Raw genomic sequence first — 17,813 nt, forward strand, 5'->3', positions numbered from 1 at the left:
GTGATGTTTCTGGCAGGCGCAATATTTGTTTTGACCATCGTGTTTGTCATCTGGCAGCCGCGCGGCCTGAGCATTGGCTGGACAGCAACGATAGGGGCTTTACTGGCGCTGGTGACCGGCGTTATCCAGTTAAACGATATTCCCGCTGTGTGGCATATCGTCTGGAATGCGACAGCGGCTTTTATCGCCGTCATTATCATCAGCCTGTTGCTGGACGAATCCGGTTTTTTTGAGTGGTGCGCTTTGCACGTAGCGCGCTGGGGAAGTGGGCGAGGGCGGCTGCTTTTCACCTATATCGTGTTGCTCGGTGCATGCGTTGCCGCGCTTTTCGCCAATGATGGTGCGGCTCTGATATTGACGCCGATCGTCATCGCAATGCTGCTGGCACTGGGCTTTAGTAAAGGTGCAACGCTGGCTTTCGTCATGGCAGCAGGATTTATCGCCGATACCGCGAGTTTGCCGCTGATCGTATCCAATCTGGTTAACATCGTTTCCGCAGATTTCTTCAAATTGGGATTCAACGCTTACGCGGCGGTGATGGTTCCGGTTGATATTGCCGCTATTATCACCACGCTGATAGTGCTGCACCTTTTCTTTCGCAAAGACATTCCCGCCAGCTATGAGGTTTCACGCCTCAAACTACCAGCTGAAGCCATAAAAGATCCCGCTACCTTTAAAGCCGGTTGGCTGGTGCTGTTGTTGCTATTGGTGGGATTTTTCCTGCTGGAACCGCTGGGCATTCCAGTCAGTGCTATCGCCGCACTGGGCGCGTTAATTCTGTTTATCGTTGCCAAAAGAGGTCAGGCGATTAACACCGGTAAAGTGTTACGCGGCGCGCCCTGGCAGATCGTGATTTTTTCGCTCGGCATGTACCTGGTAGTTTATGGCCTTAAAAATGCCGGGCTGACGCAACATCTCTCTGACTTACTCAACCTCATTGCCAGCCACGGCTTATGGGCCGCCACCTTGGGTACCGGTTTGGTGACGGCGCTGCTTTCTTCAGTAATGAATAATATGCCAACGGTGCTGATTGGTGCGCTGTCGATTGATGCCAGCAGCGCGCAGGGCGTGATAAAGGAAGCGATGATTTATGCCAATGTTATTGGTTGCGACCTGGGGCCAAAAATTACGCCGATTGGCAGTCTCGCCACGTTGCTATGGCTGCACGTACTCGACCAGAAGAACATCAACATTAGCTGGGGTTATTACTTCCGCGTGGGTGTCGTGATGACATTGCCCGTGCTGCTCGTCACCCTTAGCGCGCTGGCCCTGCGCCTGACGTTGTCCCATTAAGAAGAGAGCACCATGACTGACATCACCATTTATCACAATCCCGCTTGCGGCACATCGCGCAACACGCTGGCGTTAATACGCAATAGCGGCGTTGAACCTACCGTTATTCTTTATCTTGAGACGCCGCCAAATCGTGAGCAACTTAAGGCGTTGATTAGCGCGATGGGGATCGATGCGCGCGCTTTATTACGCAACAATGTCGAACCCTACGAAAAATTGGGTTTGGCTGAAGAGCGTTTTAGTGACGAGCAACTCATCGAGGCGATGTTGAATTATCCCATCCTGATTAACCGTCCGATTGTTGTCTCCCCGCTGGGAACGCGTTTGTGCCGGCCTTCAGAAGCCGTGCTCGATATTCTTCCCGATGCGCAGCAGGGCGAATTCAGAAAGGAGGATGGTGAGAAGGTGATAGATCAGCAGGGTAATCGAATCGTTTAGACCGAATTAGAAACAATAAAAAAGCAGCCATAAGGCTGCTTTTTTGGATTTTGGTCGGCACGAGAGGATTTGAACCTCCGACCCCGGACACCCCATGACCGTGCGCTACCAGGCTGCGCTACGTGCCGAACGTGGAAGAATATTACTGTTTCTACGCACGATTGCAATATGAGCCGCATTTAACTGCCTCATAATTAATCAGTTTGCGACGAAACGCTTCTCTTCCGTCAGCACCTGCAGTAACAACGCCAGCTGCGGTTTATGATCTTTCAGTTTGTTACCCTGCGCATCGTAAGCGCTGTAGCTGCCATTGTTATTCAGCACCAGCGTCACGGTTGGCGTGGTCACTACCAGCTTGCCATCTTCGCTGCTCGCCACCCAATCGTGGCTGCGTTGTGCGGCAAACAGATCTTCACCCTGCGAGAAGTTAGCGGGATTAGTGCGCACGTGCAGCAGGCGCTGCATCAGCGTGGTCATCACATCCTGCTGATCGGTCAGACGATCGATGGTTTGCGCTGGCGTATTCGGCCAATGCACCACCAGCGGCACCTGTAACGTCGCACGGTTACCTGGATTGTCATCGTTGCTATCCAGATTGACCGCACGCTGCGCCGTGATCACCACCACGGTATTTTTCAGCAAATCGCGATCCTGCAAGGTTTGCAGCACCGCCTTAATCTGCTCGTCGACACCGCTTGCCTGACGCGTATAGCTACGCTGGCGCGCTTTTAGGTTGTCGCCATTGACCGTCACACCGTTAAGTGCAATCCACGAAAACCACGGCGCATTGTTTGATTTGTGGCCATTGAGCCAGTTCTGCCACTGCGTCACCGTGGTGCTATTCGGTTGGGTATCGGCCTGCGGCAGCGAGTAATCGGCTAACAAAGCCTGACGATACAGCGGTTGGCTGAAGCCGTCCGATGAGAACAAGCCAAACTGATAGCCTTGCGCGTTCAGCGCATTCAGCAGCACGGAAGGCGTACGCGACGCTAACACGCCATCCATATAGCTGGAAGAGATGCCGTAGAACAGGCCAAATAACCCTTTTTCCGGCTGTAGCCCCGCGCTGAAGTGCTGGGTGAAGCGCACGTTCTCACTGGCGAATTGATGAAGCGACGGCAGCGCTTTTTCCACCGTGGCGTTGTTCAGACCATCAACAGTTAGCACCAGCAGATTGTGGCGCGTACCGCCATCGCGGAAGGTAATGTCACTCAGTGGATACTGCACTGACAACGCTTCCGGATCACCCTGTTGCACCAGACGGCGCTGATACTCTTGCGCATCCAGCAAACCGTGACGCTCAAGGAAGCGACGCGCGGTCATTGGATAGGAGAGCGGCAGGTTGGCGCGCTGCATGGTAATTGGGCGATAGAAATTGGCATCGGCCCAGATATAGAGCAGGTGACTGGCGAAGAAGGCGCTGATAAACAGCGCAGCCAGCGGCTTGCCGAACGAGCGCCGATTAAGGCTGCGCAGCTTTTGCCAGCTCCAGGTCGCGAACAGCATTTCGACGAGGAAAATCAGCGGCACGCTGATAAACATCAGCTGCCAGTCGCGCGCCATCTCGCTTTGATCAGGGTTTATCACCAGCTCCCACACCACCGGATTGAGGTGCAAGTGGAAGCGGCTGAACACCGCGCTGTCGACCATAATCAACGTCAGCCCGGCGGTGGCGACAATCGCCGACAACACCCTAAGCAATCGCTGTGACATCACCACGAAAGTGAGCGGGAAGATGATCAGCAGATAACCGGCGAAGACGATGAAACTGAAATGACCGATCCAGCTGGTATAGGCATAGATACGTCCCGCGAGTGACGCGGGCCAGTCGGCGACCAACAGGTAGCGGCTGCCTAAAATTAACGCGAAGATAATATTAAACAGGGCAAACCAATGCCCCCAGCTGATCATCTGGGAGACTTTTTCACGGTAGCGCTGCCGGTTGGTTACCATATTATGAGGTCAAATCTGCATATTAATGAGCGTTATCATCGCGTACGGATGACTGCAACGCATCCGCGAAAGATCGAGCCAGTGTGCGGCGTTGAGCCGGTGAAACGCTGGTATTGATCAAGTTAGTTACCATGTTACCCAATACCATCAGGGAAAGGTCGGTTGGCGCTTTGTCTTTTTCAAGAATCTGCGCCATCTCTGCGAGGAGCTTTTCCACGCGTTCGTCACTGTAACGGGATGATTGTGGCATATCGTCGTCTAATCAAGGGTGAAAAGGCGGTATATTACCGTAACAACGCATTTTTTTCCGCAATTTTATCGCAAGCAGAGCGATCAGTTTGTGCTGGCAGTTGAAAGCGGCTGCGGGCGGTGTTTGAATACGCGCCTGAGCTAAAAGGAGAGTCTACCATGAGTCTGGATATCGACCAGATTGCCCTGCATCAGTTAGTTAAACGTGATGAAAACCAGCTTGAACTGGTACTGCGCGACACCTTGCTGCCTGCTACCCGCGCGGTTGAAGAGATGGCAGAAGAGCTGCACCGGGTATATAGCGCCAAAAGCAAAGCTTACGGCCTGTTTAACGAAGATAGCGAACTGGCCGATGCGTTGCGTAACTGCCGCAAAGGGGAAGATGACTTTCTGGCGTTTAGCCGTGCGGCAACCGGACGTTTGCGTGATGAACTGAGCAAATATCCGTTTGCGGAAGGCGGCGTGGTGCTGTTTTTGCACTATCGCTATCTGGCCGTGGAATATTTGCTGATTGCGGTTCTCAACAGCCAGTCGAGCATGCGCGTCAACGAGCAACTGGATATCAGCAGCACCCATTATCTCGATATCAATCATGCGGATATTGTGGCGCGTATCGATCTCACCGAGTGGGAAACTAACCCGGAATCCACCCGTTATCTGACCTTCCTGCGCGGTCGCGTGGGGCGTAAAGTGGCGGATTTCTTCATGGATTTCCTTGGTGCTAGCGTCGGTCTGGACACCAAAGCGCAAAACCGTGGGCTGCTGCAAGCGGTTGATGATTACTGCGCCGAATCGGATCTCGATAAAAACGAGCGTCAGAACTATCGTCAGCAGGTTTACAGCTACTGTAACGATCAGCTGCAGGCCGGCGAAGAGATTGCGCTACACGATCTCTCCAGTGAATTACCGCCGCTGGGAGAAAAAACGTTTCAGGCCTTCACCCAGGAGCAAGGTTACGAGCTGGAAGAGACCTTCCCAGCGGATCGTAGCACCTTGCGCCAGTTGACCAAGTTTGCGGGCAGCGGCGGCGGATTAACCCTGAACTTTGATGCCATGCTGCTCGGCGAACGCATCTTCTGGGATCCCACAACCGACACGCTGACCATTAAAGGCACACCACCGAATTTGCGCGATCAGCTGCAACGCCGCACCAGCAGTAAATGAAAAAAGCCGGGTCACCAAAGTGCCCGGCTTTTCTATTAGAACGAATAGTTTATGCCACTGCTGATGAGAGAATCGGTGCGGAACTTGCCACCAACGCTATGCTTCGCGCCAATATTCGCTGACCAGTTGTCGCTGATTTTCCCTTCTAAACCCAGATGAACCCGATAACGATCGTCGTCCAGCGCGCCATAAATGCGTCGGCTGTGGCGATCCTCAAGGGTTAGTGAAGAGCCAGAACGGCCCGGTGAAAATTGTTTTTCAACGGTGGCGCTGAATCGCACGCGTGGCAGCAGCGTACCGAGCCCCTGCTTGCTGACTTCAATACCCGGCGCGAGTCCCCACGGCATGGCTGAACTCAGGGCAATGCTGGCCTCTCTGCTTTCCAGCGTGTAACCCGGTAAATAGCCTGCGCTGGCTTTCAGGTAAGGCGATAGCGTGAAAGACGCATCCAGCAGAGGGTAGGATTTACCCCATTTTGCACTGCCTGCCAGCATATGGCTGGTTTTTGAGGTGCTTTTTACTCCCAATACCGGGTCAAGGTGAATGTCCTGACGCAGATGCAGGTAGCTGGCAGCAAGATCCATAAACCATCCTTCATCGCTCATTCCGCTTGCATACAGGCCCAGAGTGCTCAGTTTATGGCTAATGCTGGCTTCGTCCCCGGCATTTCCCTGGCTGTAACTGGCGGTCACGCCATAAAGCCAGGCATCCGCTTGCGCATCGGCGCCGATCTCTAGCCTGCTGTCTTTTAACGTTACGCTATCCATTCTGCCGCGATTTTGGCTGAGGCTGGCCCATGCGCCGCTATTTTCATGGTTACCGCGCAGGAGCTGAGCGCGATCGGTCAGCATATTGCTGATTTCACTGAACAGGTAGTGGCGCGAAGCGAGCAGGGCGCGAGTACTCTGCACCAGCGGCTGATTATCAATGATCTCAAACCAGTCTTCTGCAGTACCCGGATTTGGCGTGATCCCGGGCTCAGGTTTCACTTCAGGCTCAGGCTTAACTTCCGGTTCAGGCTTAACTTCCGGTTCAGGCGTAATGTCGGGTTCGGGATGAGTCTCCGGATCGGGGTCAATTATCGGATCGGGTGGTAACACCGGATCCGGCGTTTTGGCAATGATCCATTTCACGCGACCATTCTCTTCCACAACCTGATAATCAGCGGTATAGAGCGAGAACCCGCGTTTGACCGGAGGTAGCGTGAAATAGTCGTGCGCGGTTCCGGCGGGCGCGTTCACCAGCACGATCTCTTTCGCGATGCGGTTGGGGAAGGTTTCACCCAGCATAAAGCCAAGATCGAGGGTGTTGCTGCCGCCCTGCACGCTGGACCCAATGTATAAACTGTCGCTGATGGCGGACTGTGGCGCGATGCCGAAACCAAGCTGCAGATGATTTGCCGTCAGATGTTCCACAGAGAGCAGCTTCGGCGTCCAGGCCATTTCATCTGCAGCAAGAAGCGAGATGATACCGCCTTTACCTGCATCCATCCGATGCAAGCGGCTGTTACCATTCATGTTCCAGAATGTCTCACTGCTCAGGGTGACTCGCGCTGAGTGACTGTCGTTGATGTGGCCGTGGTAATCGACTTTGCCAAGATGGAGCATGGCGTTATCGCCCAGCGTGATATTGCCCTCGACCGAGCTGGCGGGAAGGAAACGTAACTCTTCCGCGTTTCGCTGTGCAACTTTGCAGCTGCCCTTAGTGCTTTGCACCGGCGAGGTGCAGCGTAAAATTTGCTGCTCATCAGCAGCGTCGGGATGGTAGCCAAGGATAACTTGGCTGTTGTCGCCCGCCTGGATATCGGCTTTAACCTGCGCGTATTCACCGACCTGTAAACGTGCATTGTCATTGACTACAATGTTATTGGCGGTGTAAGAGGAAGTGTACCAATCGTTGTCAATGATCAGGCCGCCGGCATGAGGAACGGGTTGCCCGGACAGCAGAAGAGTCCCCTTATTGACGTTGATATTTCCATTTAAATGGATATTACCGCTCAGTGCGAAATGTGTATTTCCACTCTCCGGAGATAAATTCACATCTAATGCACCGTTAGTTTTATCCGACGAGCGCGTGCCAATGTCTCCGCGGAAAACTAAATCATTTAACTGCGATAGGCGATAATCGACTGCTTGAACCAGATCATATCCCAGATACTTCCAGTCTTCATTGTCCTGCTGATTTGTGGGGAAGTACCAATACTTCTCTTTTTTTAATTGAAAATACTCTTTACGTTGCGTTCTCGAATTATAATATTCATAAATATCACCAATATTACCAATGTCGACACTGCTCCAGGTGTTAATGTTGATATCGCTACGTGAGTACCCTGTAAGCGTTAGACTGGCCGAGGTTAACTCACTCTGATTGATCACTGCCGCACCGCTATCCGTGTGATTAATCTTTCGCATTATGAGATTATTACCATTAAGATCCAATGTCCCCCCACGATAACCAAAATAAATGTTATCAGGATTAACCTGGTCTTCGCTCGCTAAAATAACGGTAGGCCGACCGCTCGCTAAATACAGTCGAGAAAATGCCTGACGATTTCCTTGCGCATCTTTTTGTTGATCCAGAATAACGGTGCCATCGCCGATATTCAGTCCGCCTTCATTGACACCTGTAGCATTAATATGTAAGACGCCACCGCCAATTTTGTGTAAATCATCATCTTTGAGTCCATTCACTTGCCAGATGACTTTTTTCCCTTCATCGATTTCAACGCCGCCGCCCACCCAGGTTGCGCCCACATTCTCTGCAGATTTCAGGGTGTAGTTATTAGAAAACTGTAGTTTGCCTGCTCCCAGATTAACGGCCTCATTAAGAATAATGTCTCCGCCCGCGCCGTTAAAGCGAATATCTTTGGTTGCATCAAGTTCAATAAGGCTGGCTTTGCCTGGCGCCAAATGACGATATGTGTTGTCTAAACCTTGCCAACCCCAGTTTTTACTACCCTGGACCAGCTTATCTGCATTCCAGTAAATTGGGCCATTATTCGCAAAATCAGTGACATCGGGAGAGATATTGTTGGCAATAATCCCATTAAAATATTCTTCATTAAAACGTGTTGAGATAACTTTGCGACCATAAGGCGTTGCGCTACCATAACCACCATAATGTACACCAGCGAGTTTCCATTTTTTATCAACATTGTCGTAGACGAAAATAGGGCTGCCACTGTCACCGCCGCCGGTTGATATTGATAAAGCGGATGAATATTGATGGCCAGGTTCATATTGAATCCAATAGAAATCGTCATTTTTTTCTTTGTTGAAGGTAATGGTGTCAATATTAATTGTTCCACCCGCTAACCATTTATAGGCACTGGCCAGGAACTCTTTCTCAGTGAGGTCATTTGTGACCTGTGTCATTTCACCAGCACCCGCGCGCACATAAGCAATATACCGAGAGCCATGTCCTTTCTGAAGCTCATTACGTTCTACATAATCTATTGGCGCTACTTCGGTTACAACTTTGTTTAACCGTGGCAGAATATTATCCTGAACGGCGGATTGATTGCGGTTAATAAAAAGATAACGGGTGGAATAAGCAGAAGGACCGCCAAAATAAACGCTACCCAAAGCGGTTACGTGCCGTGTGGTGGTTACATAGGATGGATTAATTAATGTGGCAAACCCGCGACGAGATACACTGCTAAGGTCGGGCATGGCAAAATCAAGATAATCACTCAGCTCGCCATCTTTCTTAAAAATGGGAATATTGCTTAAGCCGACACGATATTTACCCATATTCTCGGCAAAATCACGGTATTCTTGCACGTTAATGTCATGACGCATTACGCCCGCATAGCCAGAAAATGAGATGAGTATGATGCCATAGCCCAAGGCAGTTATTTTTTTCACTTGAAGTCCTTGCAGACAAATTCTGGAGAAATGTTAAAACGGCATTCTCCATGGTTTGTGAAAGCTTCATGGTAAAGAACAGTCTCAAATAAACGAAGGCAGAGAGAAATGAAAGACAGGGGTTTTTAGGAAGGGAAGATGTCGGGTTATTTTTTATACCTAAAATAAAAGGGCCGGTTTCGCAACCGGCCCTTCTACCTTCAACTCATTCAGCGATTAAGCGCGAACGAAGTCGATGTGGAACAGTTTTGGCTTGAACGGATGACGCTGTACCGCCTGAGCTTTAACTTTAACTTCTTTGCCATCAACCGCGATGGTCAGCACTTCGCTGTAGAACTCAGGTTTAACCTGTACGTTCATCACTGCATCATGGTCGAGTTCGATAGCAATTGGTGCTTCATTTCCGCCATAGATGATGGCCGGGAATTTGTTTGCTACACGCAGGCGGCGGCTCGCACCCTTACCCTGGTCTTTACGTACTTCAGCGTTAATAGTGAACATTTGATGTCTCTTCAATAGTTCCTGCTACAGGCGACCCAGCAACAGGACGGTTATTCAAACTGCTTTTACGGATGCAAAAGCGGGCGGCATTATAGCCCCAATGATGCTGCAGGGGCAAATGATTCCGCCGCTTAACGCAGCTCATTGGCACGGCGATAACGGCCCTGATAATCAAACATTTTTTCGCGAATCTGCCAGAAATGGCCTTTTGCGCGTGCCACCACAAAGTCCGGATGACGCAATAAAGGCTGTAAGGCGATGACATCCGCTGCGGTTTGCCAGCCAAGTTCCACGCCCGGCGCGCGCTGATGCGGGCGCATAAACAGCTGCTCAAAGGCTTTACGTTGTGCCGGCGTTTGCAGGCGAAAACGCTCGCTGACGCTGGTGCCGTCTTCATCGAAATAGGTGGCTTTCAGCCATTCGCCTTTATCATCGCGTCCTTGCTCCAGCGTCATGCCGGCGCAGCGCAACACGCGCGCATCTTTCAGTTTCAGCGCCGCTTTCAGCATGTCATCCGGGTCGACCAGAATTTTGTCGCATTGATGGCAGCGCCGCGCGGCGATGTCATTCTCGGCGCCGCAATCCGGGCAGCTTTTGAAGCGAAAGCGATAATCACACTGTTCGCGCTCGCCTTCATCATCTTCCAGTACGCCCTGACAGCGGCGGCCAAAATGCTCGATAATGTGTCCATCTTCGGTGGTTTTGCCCCAAAAGGTATTGGCGAAACCGCAGGCGGGACAAAACACCTGCACCGGCTGATTGTCGCTGGCCCCTTTCGGCGCGCCGACTTCGGGGGTGAAAAGATCGTGTGGATTACCGGCGTAATCCAGCACCAGACAATCGGTTTTGCCGGGTGACAAGCGTAAACCGCGACCGACGATCTGCTGGTAGAGGCTAACGGATTCGGTAGGGCGCAAAATGGCGATCAAATCCACGTGGGGCGCGTCAAAGCCAGTGGTCAGAACGGCAACGTTGACCAGAAACTTCAGCTGCTGCGCTTTAAATGCACCAATCAAGCGGTCACGATCCTTTACTGCTGTTTCCGCCGAGACCAGCGCGCTGTTTTCAGGCAGCAGCGTGAGGATTTCACGGGCATGTTCCACGGTGGAGGCAAACACCATCACGCCACGGCGATCTTCAGCAAACTCAATAATCTGGCGAATAATATGCGGCGTTACGCGATGCTGTTGTTTCAGCTCGCGGTTGAGATCGGCTTCGCTAAACAGGCCATTATTTTGCGGGATCAGGCGGCTGAAATCGTACTGTACCACCGGCATATCTAAGCGCTCCGGCGGCACCAGAAAGCCATGTTTGATCATATAGCGCAGCGGCAGCTCATAAATGCAATCGCGGAACAGTGCTTTCTCATCGCCGCGCACCATGCCGTGATAGTGGAATTGGTAGATCCAGCCTTTGCCGAGACGGAAGGGCGTGGCGGTCAAACCCAACAGGCGCAACTGCGGATTGTGCTGCCGCAGGTGGGCGAACAGCAGCTGATACTGGCTCTCTTCGTTATCACTGATGCGGTGACACTCATCAACGATCACCAGTGAAAAGGCGCTATCGAAGCGGTTGAGATTGCGCGCCACCGACTGCACGCTGCCAAACACCACTTTGCTTTCGCTCTGCTTGCGCTGCAAACCCGCGGCGAAGATGTCTGCTTCAAGTCCATAAGCCTGATATTTGCTGTGATTCTGCTCCACCAGCTCTTTGACGTGGGCCAGCACCAATACCCGTCCACGCGCTAGCCGCGCCAGTTCAGCAATCACCAGACTCTTACCCGCGCCGGTCGGCAGCACAATCACCGCAGGCGTGGTATGGCGACGAAAGTGGTTGAGGGTGGCGTCAACCGCCTCTTGTTGGTATGGGCGCAGGGAGAATGACATCGGGGCAAACTTTTTTCTGGAACGGACGCGCATTATGCCATGAAAGCCAGTTAAACGCAGGTTCACTACTGTTAGCACTCTAAGGATCAAGCTATACTGCCCACACTTTCTTAACGGACAAAAACACCGTTTCAGTTTCCCCCGCAGTAACAGGCAAAGCGAATTCATGCGACTCGAAAAATTCATATCTCAGCAACTGGAAGTTAGCCGTGCTATCGCCGGACGCGAAATCCGCGCCAAAAAAGTCACCATTAACGGCGAAGTTGTGCGCGATGCGGCATACAAAGTACAGCCAGACGATGAAGTCGAATACGACGGCAATCCGCTGGTGGTGCAGCAAGGACCGCGCTATTTCATGCTGAACAAGCCGCAGGGTTACGTCTGCTCAACCGACGATCCCGATCATCCCACCGTGCTGTTCTTTATCGAAGAACCCGCAGCGTTCAAGCTGCATGCGGCGGGCCGTCTGGATATCGACACCACCGGTTTGGTGCTGCTGACCGACGATGGCCAATGGTCACACCGCATTACCTCACCGAAGCATCACCTGGAAAAAACCTATCTGGTGGAAGTGGAGGAGCCAATCGATCCTGTCCTGGTTGAGAAGTTCGCTGCGGGTGTACAGCTGCACAATGAAAAAGAGCTCACCAAGCCGGCCGTGCTAGAGATTCTCGATGAGAAAGCCGCCCGTTTGACCATCAGCGAAGGGCGTTACCATCAGGTCAAACGCATGTTTGCGGCGATGGGTAACCATGTCTCAGCGCTGCATCGCGAACGTATTGGTGACATTGAGCTGGATGAAGATCTCGGCGAAGGTGAATATCGTGAACTGACCCAGCAAGAGGTCGACAGCATCGGCCTGCCAGAAGAACTCAAACAACGTAAATAGCGGGAGAACGCGGTGCGCAAGGAAAAGAATTCACCGGTCGGTTTAGTGGTCATCCTCGGATTGCTGGCAATGCTGATGCCGCTCTCTATCGATATGTATCTGCCGGCCATGCCGCAAATCGCCCATGAGTTTGCGGTTTCGGCGGGCAGCGTGCAGATGACGCTCAACCTTTACATCCTCGGTTTCGCCATTGGCCAGTTAGTTTATGGTCCACTGGCTGACAGCTACGGACGTAAACCGGTGATTGTGCTGGGAACGCTAATTTTTGCCTGCGCCGCCGCGGCTTGCGCGCTGTCACAAACCATCGATCAGCTGATCTTTATGCGCTTCCTGCACGGCTTATCGGCCGCCGCTGCCAGCGTGGTGATCAACGCCTTAATGCGCGACACCTACTCGAAAGAGGACTTCTCGCGCATGATGTCATTCGTGATGCTGGTGACCACCATCGCGCCGCTGCTGGCACCGATTATCGGTGGCTGGCTGCTGTTGCTGTGGAACTGGCACGCTATTTTCTGGACGCTGGCAGGTGCCGCGCTGTTCACCACCATGCTGGTCGTGACGCAAATTCGTGAAACGCTCAAGCCCGAACAGCGCCAGCGCTTTCATCTGCGGACCACGCTGGGCAACTTTGTGGCGCTGGTGCGCCACAAGCGCGCCTTCAGTTACATGCTGGCGAGCGGTTTCTCCTTTGCCGGATTATTCACCTTCCTCAATGCCGGTCCGTTTGTCTACATCGAAGTAAACCACGTTTCCCCGCAGAACTTCGGCTATTACTTTGGCCTGAACGTGGTGTTCCTGTTCATGATGACGTTGATCAACAGCCGCGCCGTGCGCCGTTTTGGTCCGGTGAAAATGTTCCGCATGGGATTGTTGATTCAGTTCGCGATGGGCGTTTGGCTGTTGATTTCCAGCGCGCTGGATTTGGGCTTCTTGTCGCTGGTGTTTGGCGTGGCGATGTTTATTGGCTGCGTCTCGACGGTGTCGTCGAACGCGATGGCGGTGATTCTGGATGAGTTTCCGCATATGGCGGGCACCGCTTCTTCGCTGGCGGGAACGCTGCGTTTTGGCGTCGGTGCTTTAGTCGGCGCGCTGCTCTCATTAGTCAGCATTAACAGCGCCTGGCCGATGGTTGCCACCATTGCGCTGTGCGCCACAATTTCGATTGTGCTGTTCACCTATGCTTCGCGGCCTCAACAGCCGGCGTGACATCCCCAGGGTCGTCATAAATGGCGACCTGGCCTCTCTTAATTCTTCTCCCTCACTCGCTAATCCCCATTCATTCGTTATGCTTAATGTTTCCATTATGTGAAAATTTAGAGATAAAAAAGTAACGATAATGCGTCTAAAATGATTGTTAACCGCAGCCGAACACGGTAAACATAGGCATAAATGTGAGAAGCCTCGCAAATTATAAATTGGCTACACGCTTTGTGTTTAAAACGAGAAGGCAGACTGAATTGGTATTCAGAGCTAATCAGGTTGGGATTCACCACGTTGTGCCGTCGTCGTGAATAAAGTTAACGTCTCTGGGGGCCGTATAACTATGCTGCAACTTTCCGTTGTGCATCGCTTGCCACAACATTATCGCTGGTCGCTGGAACATGCGGGTGAAATTGTGCGTCAGGAAGCAGCGAATGGCGTGCATGCCGAAGATTTAGTAGTGCTGCGCCTGCTGAGTCATGATGGTCATCCGGCGCTGGAAATTCTGCACCAGCTGAAGGAGACGCTGGCGCAAATTCAGGTCGAGTGCAAAATCGCCGAGTGTGAAGGGCAGCCTTGCCTGCTGATTCAACGTGATGACGAAAGCGCGACCAACTGCTGCCTGAAAAATCAGGGTGTCGCTATCGCCGAAACCTTTGATGGTCACTGACTTAGATCTTTTCCCTGCGCAGACGCCAGTAGCTGCCGCGTGTAATCGGCTGCTGGTGCGTTAAACAGCGTTTCGCAATCACCTTGCTCCACCACTTCACCCTGACGCAGCACAATCAGCTGATGACAGAGCGCGCGCACCACCTGCAAATCATGGCTGATAAACAGATAGGCGAGCTGATGCTGCTGCTGCAAACGGCGCAGTAAGGTGAGAATTTGCTTCTGCACCGAGCGGTCCAGCGACGAGGTGGGTTCATCCAGCACAATCAGCTGCGGCTCAAGGATCAACGCGCGGGCGATCGCGATGCGCTGGCGCTGACCGCCTGAAAACTCCGCCGGATAGCGCGAGCGGCTGTCGGCATCGAGCCCCACTTCCTGCATCACCGCAATCACTTTGGCTTCCTGCTCCGCACTGCTCAGTTCCGGGCGATGCACCGCTAAACCTTCCGCAATCACCTGTTGCACCGTCATGCGCGGATTGAGCGACGAATTGGGATCCTGAAACACCACCTGAATGCGCTGGCGCAGCGGCAATAACTGCTTTGGCAACAGCTGATGCAGCGGCTGATCGTCAAACCAGATCTCACCGCGCGCGCTAATTAAACGCAGCAGCGCCAGGCCCGTTGTGCTTTTGCCCGAGCCCGATTCGCCCACCAGTCCGAGGCTTTCGCCACGCCGCAGGGTAAAGCTAAGATCCTTCAGCGCCATCTTCTCTGCCACAGTGCGACGCAGCAATCCCCGCCGGATCGGGAAACCAACCTGTAAATTCTTCACCTGCAACAGCGATTGCGCATCCAGCAGCGGCACCGGTTCGCCATCCGGCTCGGCGGCGATCAGTTCGCGCGTATAGGGCTGCTGCGGCTGGCTGAACAGCATATCGCAGCGATTGTGTTCCACAGCGCGGCCATTGCGCATCACCGTGACGCTATGCGCCAGCTGACGCACGATATTCAGGTTATGGGTGATGAACAGCATGCCCATGTTGAGTTCACGCTGCAGTTCGCACAGCAGTTGCAGAATCTGCGCCTGAACCGTCACATCCAGTGCGGTGGTCGGTTCATCGGCGATCAGCAGCTTCGGCTGGGTTAGCAGCGCCATGGCGATCATCACGCGCTGTCGCTCACCACCAGAAAGCTGGTGCGGAAAATCCTGCAAGCGCGATGCCGCATGGCGAATGCCGACGCGATCCAGGCAGCTCAGCATTTCGCCACGCGCGGCTTCGCGCCGCATGCCGCGATGCACCGACAGCACTTCATACAGCTGCTTCTCCACGTTATGCAGTGGATTGAGCGACACCATCGGCTCCTGAAAAATCATCGCCATCTGGTTGCCACGCAGCCCGCGCAGGGTGCGTTCGCTGGCTTGTAAAATATCCTGGCCGTTAAACAGAATTTCGCCTTGCGGATAGTTGACCGGCGGCTGCGGCAATAAGCGCATGATCGACAGCGCAGTCACGCTTTTACCGGAACCGGATTCGCCCACCAGCGCCAGCGTTTCGCCGGCGTCAATCTGCAGCGAAATGTCTTCTACCACGCGGCGATCCTGAAAGGCCACCGCCAGATGATTCACCGTTAACAGGCTCATTTAGCGTCCTCGACTCGGGTCAAAGGCATCGCGTACCGCTTCGCCGATAAAGATCAGTAACGACAGCAGCAGAGCGAGGGCAAAGAAGCCTGCCAGTCCCAGCCACGGCGCCTGTAAATTGTTTTTGCCCTGTAACAGCAGCTCGCCAAGCGAGGGCGATCCCACCGGCAAACCAAAACCCAGGAAGTCCAGCGAAGTTAGTGTGGTGATTGAGCCGCACAGAATAAACGGCAAAAACGTCAGCGTGGCGACCATAGCGTTGGGCAGCATGTGGCGCAGCATAATGCGGCTATCGCTGACGCCGAGCGCACGCGCCGCACGGATATAATCGTAGTTGCGCGCACGCAGGAATTCGGCGCGCACCACGCTTACCAGGCTCATCCAGCCAAACACCACTGTTACCAGCAGCAGCCACCAGAAGCCGGGCTGAATCACGCTGGAGAGCAGAATCAGCAGGAACAGCGACGGCATGCCGGACCACACCTCAATCAGGCGTTGACCCACCAGATCAATGCGGCCACCGAAGTAGCCTTGCACCGCGCCGACTACGATGCCAATCACGCTGGAGAACAGCGTCAGCATGATGCCGAACAGCAATGAGATGCGCGTGCCATACAGCAAGCGTGCCAGCACATCACCACCGTTAGCATCGGTACCGAGCCAGTTTTGCGCCGAAGGTGGCGAAGGGAAGGGCACATCGGTGGCGAAGTTGATGGTGCTGTCGCTGAAGCGAATCGGTGCCCAGATCGCCCAACCTTGTTGATCGATGCGCTGCTTCAGCCAGGGATCCTGATAATCGGCAGGCGTAGAGAAATCACCACCGTAATCACTTTCGCTGTAGTTGAACAGCAGCGGCACATACCAGCGTTGCTGATAATGCACCAGCAGCGGTTTGTCGTTAGCCAGCAGCTCAGCGCCCAGTGACAGAACAAAAATGATCAGGAAAATCCACAGCGACCAGTAACCGCGACGGTTATGGCGAAAACGCTGCCAGCGCTGCTGGTTAACCGGAGATAAGCGCATCAGCGTCCCTCAAAATCAATGCGCGGATCGACCAGCGTATAGGTCAGATCGCTAAGAATGTTCATCAGCAGGCCAATCAGGGTGAAGATGTAAAGCGTGCCAAACATTACCGGATAGTCGCGCTGAATAGTGGCGTCATAGCCGAGCAGGCCCAAACCATTGAGTGAGAACATCACCTCTATCAACACCGAGCTGGTGAAAAACATGCTGATAAAGGTGGCGGGGAAACCGGCGATCACCAGCAGCATGGCGTTGCGGAACACGTGGCCGTACAGCACGCGCTTCTCATCCAGCCCTTTGGCGCGCGCGGTGACCACATATTGTTTGCGGATCTCATCAAGGAACGAGTTTTTAGTCAGCATAGTCAGCGTGGCGAAACCGCCAATCACCGTAGCCAGCACCGGCAGCGTGATGTGCCACAGGTAATCGCTGATTTTGCTGTACCACGGCAGCGCATCAAACTGCGGTGACGTCAGGCCGCGCAGCGGGAACCAGTCGAAATAGCTGCCGCCGGCGAACAGCACAATCAGCATGATGCCGAACAGGAATGCCGGGATCGAATAGCCAATGATGATAAAAGTGCTGCTCCAGATATCGAAAGCGCTGCCGTTACGCACCGCTTTTTTAATGCCCAGCGGAATTGATACCAGGTAAATGATCAAGGTGCTCCACAATCCCAGGCTGATGGAGACCGGCAAACTCTCTTTGATCAGCTGCAGCACCGATGCGCTGCGGAACAGGCTGTCGCCGAAATCAAAACGAATGTAGTTCCACAGCATTTCACCGTAACGCTGCAGCAGCGGTTTATCGAAGCCATAGCGATGCTTAATTTCCGCGATCACTTCCGGATCGAGTCCGCGTGCGCCTCGATATTGGCTGTCGCCGGGATTGTCACGCATCAGCGCACCGCGCGCGCCGCTGTCGCCGCCGACTGAGCCGGGAATGCCGGTACTGTGACCAAACTGCACGTTGGCTAACGCCTGATCCACCGGGCCGCCCGGCGCAATCTGCACAATAAAGAAGTTCAGGGTGATGATCGCCCAAAGTGTCGGGATGATCAGCAGTAACCTGCGAAGAAAATAGGCTGCCAAACCGTGC

General features: G+C 53.3%; 14 protein-coding genes and 1 tRNA gene. 6 read left to right on the top strand and 9 right to left on the bottom strand.

From position 1 onward, the window contains the following. Positions 1-3: 3 nt before the first annotated feature. The gene (locus tag PZBJ_RS18455; RefSeq protein ID WP_101763683.1) at positions 4-1,293 is read left to right on the top strand and encodes an arsenic transporter; all 1,290 of its coding nucleotides are present in this window, start codon (positions 4-6) and stop codon (positions 1,291-1,293) included. Positions 1,294-1,305: 12 nt separating this feature from the next. Continuing rightward, positions 1,306-1,731: a glutaredoxin-dependent arsenate reductase gene (arsC, locus tag PZBJ_RS18460; RefSeq protein WP_101763684.1), complete on the top strand. Its 426-nt coding sequence runs from the start codon at positions 1,306-1,308 to the stop codon at positions 1,729-1,731. Positions 1,732-1,782: 51 nt separating this feature from the next. On the opposite strand, the gene PZBJ_RS18465 is transcribed toward arsC, so the two are convergent. The 3 genes from PZBJ_RS18465 to PZBJ_RS18475 form a co-directional block, all read right to left on the bottom strand. Beyond that, positions 1,783-1,859 (bottom strand) — tRNA-Pro (locus PZBJ_RS18465). A 70-nt stretch (positions 1,860-1,929) separates the two neighbouring features. Next, positions 1,930-3,684 carry an LPS biosynthesis-modulating metalloenzyme YejM gene (yejM, locus tag PZBJ_RS18470; RefSeq protein WP_101763685.1) on the bottom strand — a complete coding sequence of 585 codons (1,755 nt, stop codon included), beginning with the start codon at positions 3,682-3,684 and terminating at the stop codon, positions 1,930-1,932. 22 nt (positions 3,685-3,706) lie between these two features. Continuing rightward, positions 3,707-3,934 (bottom strand): YejL family protein, encoded by a 228-nt coding sequence (locus PZBJ_RS18475; protein ID WP_036648480.1) that lies wholly within the window; start codon positions 3,932-3,934, stop codon positions 3,707-3,709. 158 nt (positions 3,935-4,092) lie between these two features. Between PZBJ_RS18475 and yejK the strand changes: the two genes are divergently transcribed. Then, positions 4,093-5,097, top strand: coding sequence for a nucleoid-associated protein YejK (gene yejK, locus PZBJ_RS18480; protein WP_101763686.1), 1,005 nt, complete (start codon positions 4,093-4,095; stop codon positions 5,095-5,097). 35 nt (positions 5,098-5,132) lie between these two features. Here yejK and PZBJ_RS18485 read toward each other — a convergent pair whose 3' ends face one another. The 3 genes from PZBJ_RS18485 to radD all read right to left on the bottom strand — a co-directional run bounded on the left by PZBJ_RS18485 (position 5,133) and on the right by radD (position 11,350). Continuing rightward, entirely contained in the window at positions 5,133-8,963 is a 3,831-nt protein-coding gene (locus PZBJ_RS18485; protein WP_101763687.1) for a S6 family peptidase, read from the bottom strand. Positions 8,964-9,179: 216 nt separating this feature from the next. Beyond that, positions 9,180-9,464 carry a 50S ribosomal protein L25 gene (gene rplY, locus PZBJ_RS18490; RefSeq protein ID WP_101763688.1) on the bottom strand — a complete coding sequence of 95 codons (285 nt, stop codon included), beginning with the start codon at positions 9,462-9,464 and terminating at the stop codon, positions 9,180-9,182. Between the two features lie 131 nt (positions 9,465-9,595). Next, positions 9,596-11,350 (bottom strand): DNA repair helicase RadD, encoded by a 1,755-nt coding sequence (gene radD / locus PZBJ_RS18495; RefSeq protein ID WP_101763689.1) that lies wholly within the window; start codon positions 11,348-11,350, stop codon positions 9,596-9,598. Positions 11,351-11,516: 166 nt separating this feature from the next. Between radD and rsuA the strand changes: the two genes are divergently transcribed. The 3 genes from rsuA (at position 11,517) to PZBJ_RS18510 (ending at position 14,109) form a co-directional block, all read left to right on the top strand. Beyond that, entirely contained in the window at positions 11,517-12,239 is a 723-nt protein-coding gene (gene rsuA / locus PZBJ_RS18500; protein ID WP_101763690.1) for a 16S rRNA pseudouridine(516) synthase RsuA, read from the top strand. 12 nt (positions 12,240-12,251) lie between these two features. After that, positions 12,252-13,445: a Bcr/CflA family multidrug efflux MFS transporter gene (locus PZBJ_RS18505; RefSeq protein WP_101763691.1), complete on the top strand. Its 1,194-nt coding sequence runs from the start codon at positions 12,252-12,254 to the stop codon at positions 13,443-13,445. Positions 13,446-13,782: 337 nt separating this feature from the next. Beyond that, a complete protein-coding gene (locus PZBJ_RS18510; RefSeq protein WP_101763692.1) occupies positions 13,783-14,109 on the top strand; it encodes a YejG family protein in 327 nt (108 codons plus the stop codon). On the opposite strand, the gene yejF is transcribed toward PZBJ_RS18510, so the two are convergent. Genes yejF through PZBJ_RS18525 form a run of 3 tightly spaced genes read right to left on the bottom strand, consistent with a single transcriptional unit; the run spans position 14,103 to position 17,806 of the window. Further along, on the bottom strand, positions 14,103-15,692 hold the full coding sequence (yejF, locus tag PZBJ_RS18515; RefSeq protein WP_101763693.1) for a microcin C ABC transporter ATP-binding protein YejF: 1,590 nt from the start codon (positions 15,690-15,692) through the stop codon (positions 14,103-14,105). The genes PZBJ_RS18510 and yejF overlap by 7 nt on opposite strands. Then, positions 15,693-16,715: an ABC transporter permease gene (locus PZBJ_RS18520; RefSeq protein ID WP_101763694.1), complete on the bottom strand. Its 1,023-nt coding sequence runs from the start codon at positions 16,713-16,715 to the stop codon at positions 15,693-15,695. Further along, positions 16,715-17,806: a microcin C ABC transporter permease YejB gene (locus PZBJ_RS18525; protein ID WP_101763695.1), complete on the bottom strand. Its 1,092-nt coding sequence runs from the start codon at positions 17,804-17,806 to the stop codon at positions 16,715-16,717. The genes PZBJ_RS18520 and PZBJ_RS18525 overlap by 1 nt, the downstream gene beginning before the upstream one ends. Between the last annotated feature and the right edge of the window lie 7 nt (positions 17,807-17,813).

The sequence above is a fragment of the Pantoea endophytica genome (assembly GCF_002858935.1).
Lineage (GTDB): Bacteria > Pseudomonadota > Gammaproteobacteria > Enterobacterales > Enterobacteriaceae > Pantoea > Pantoea leporis.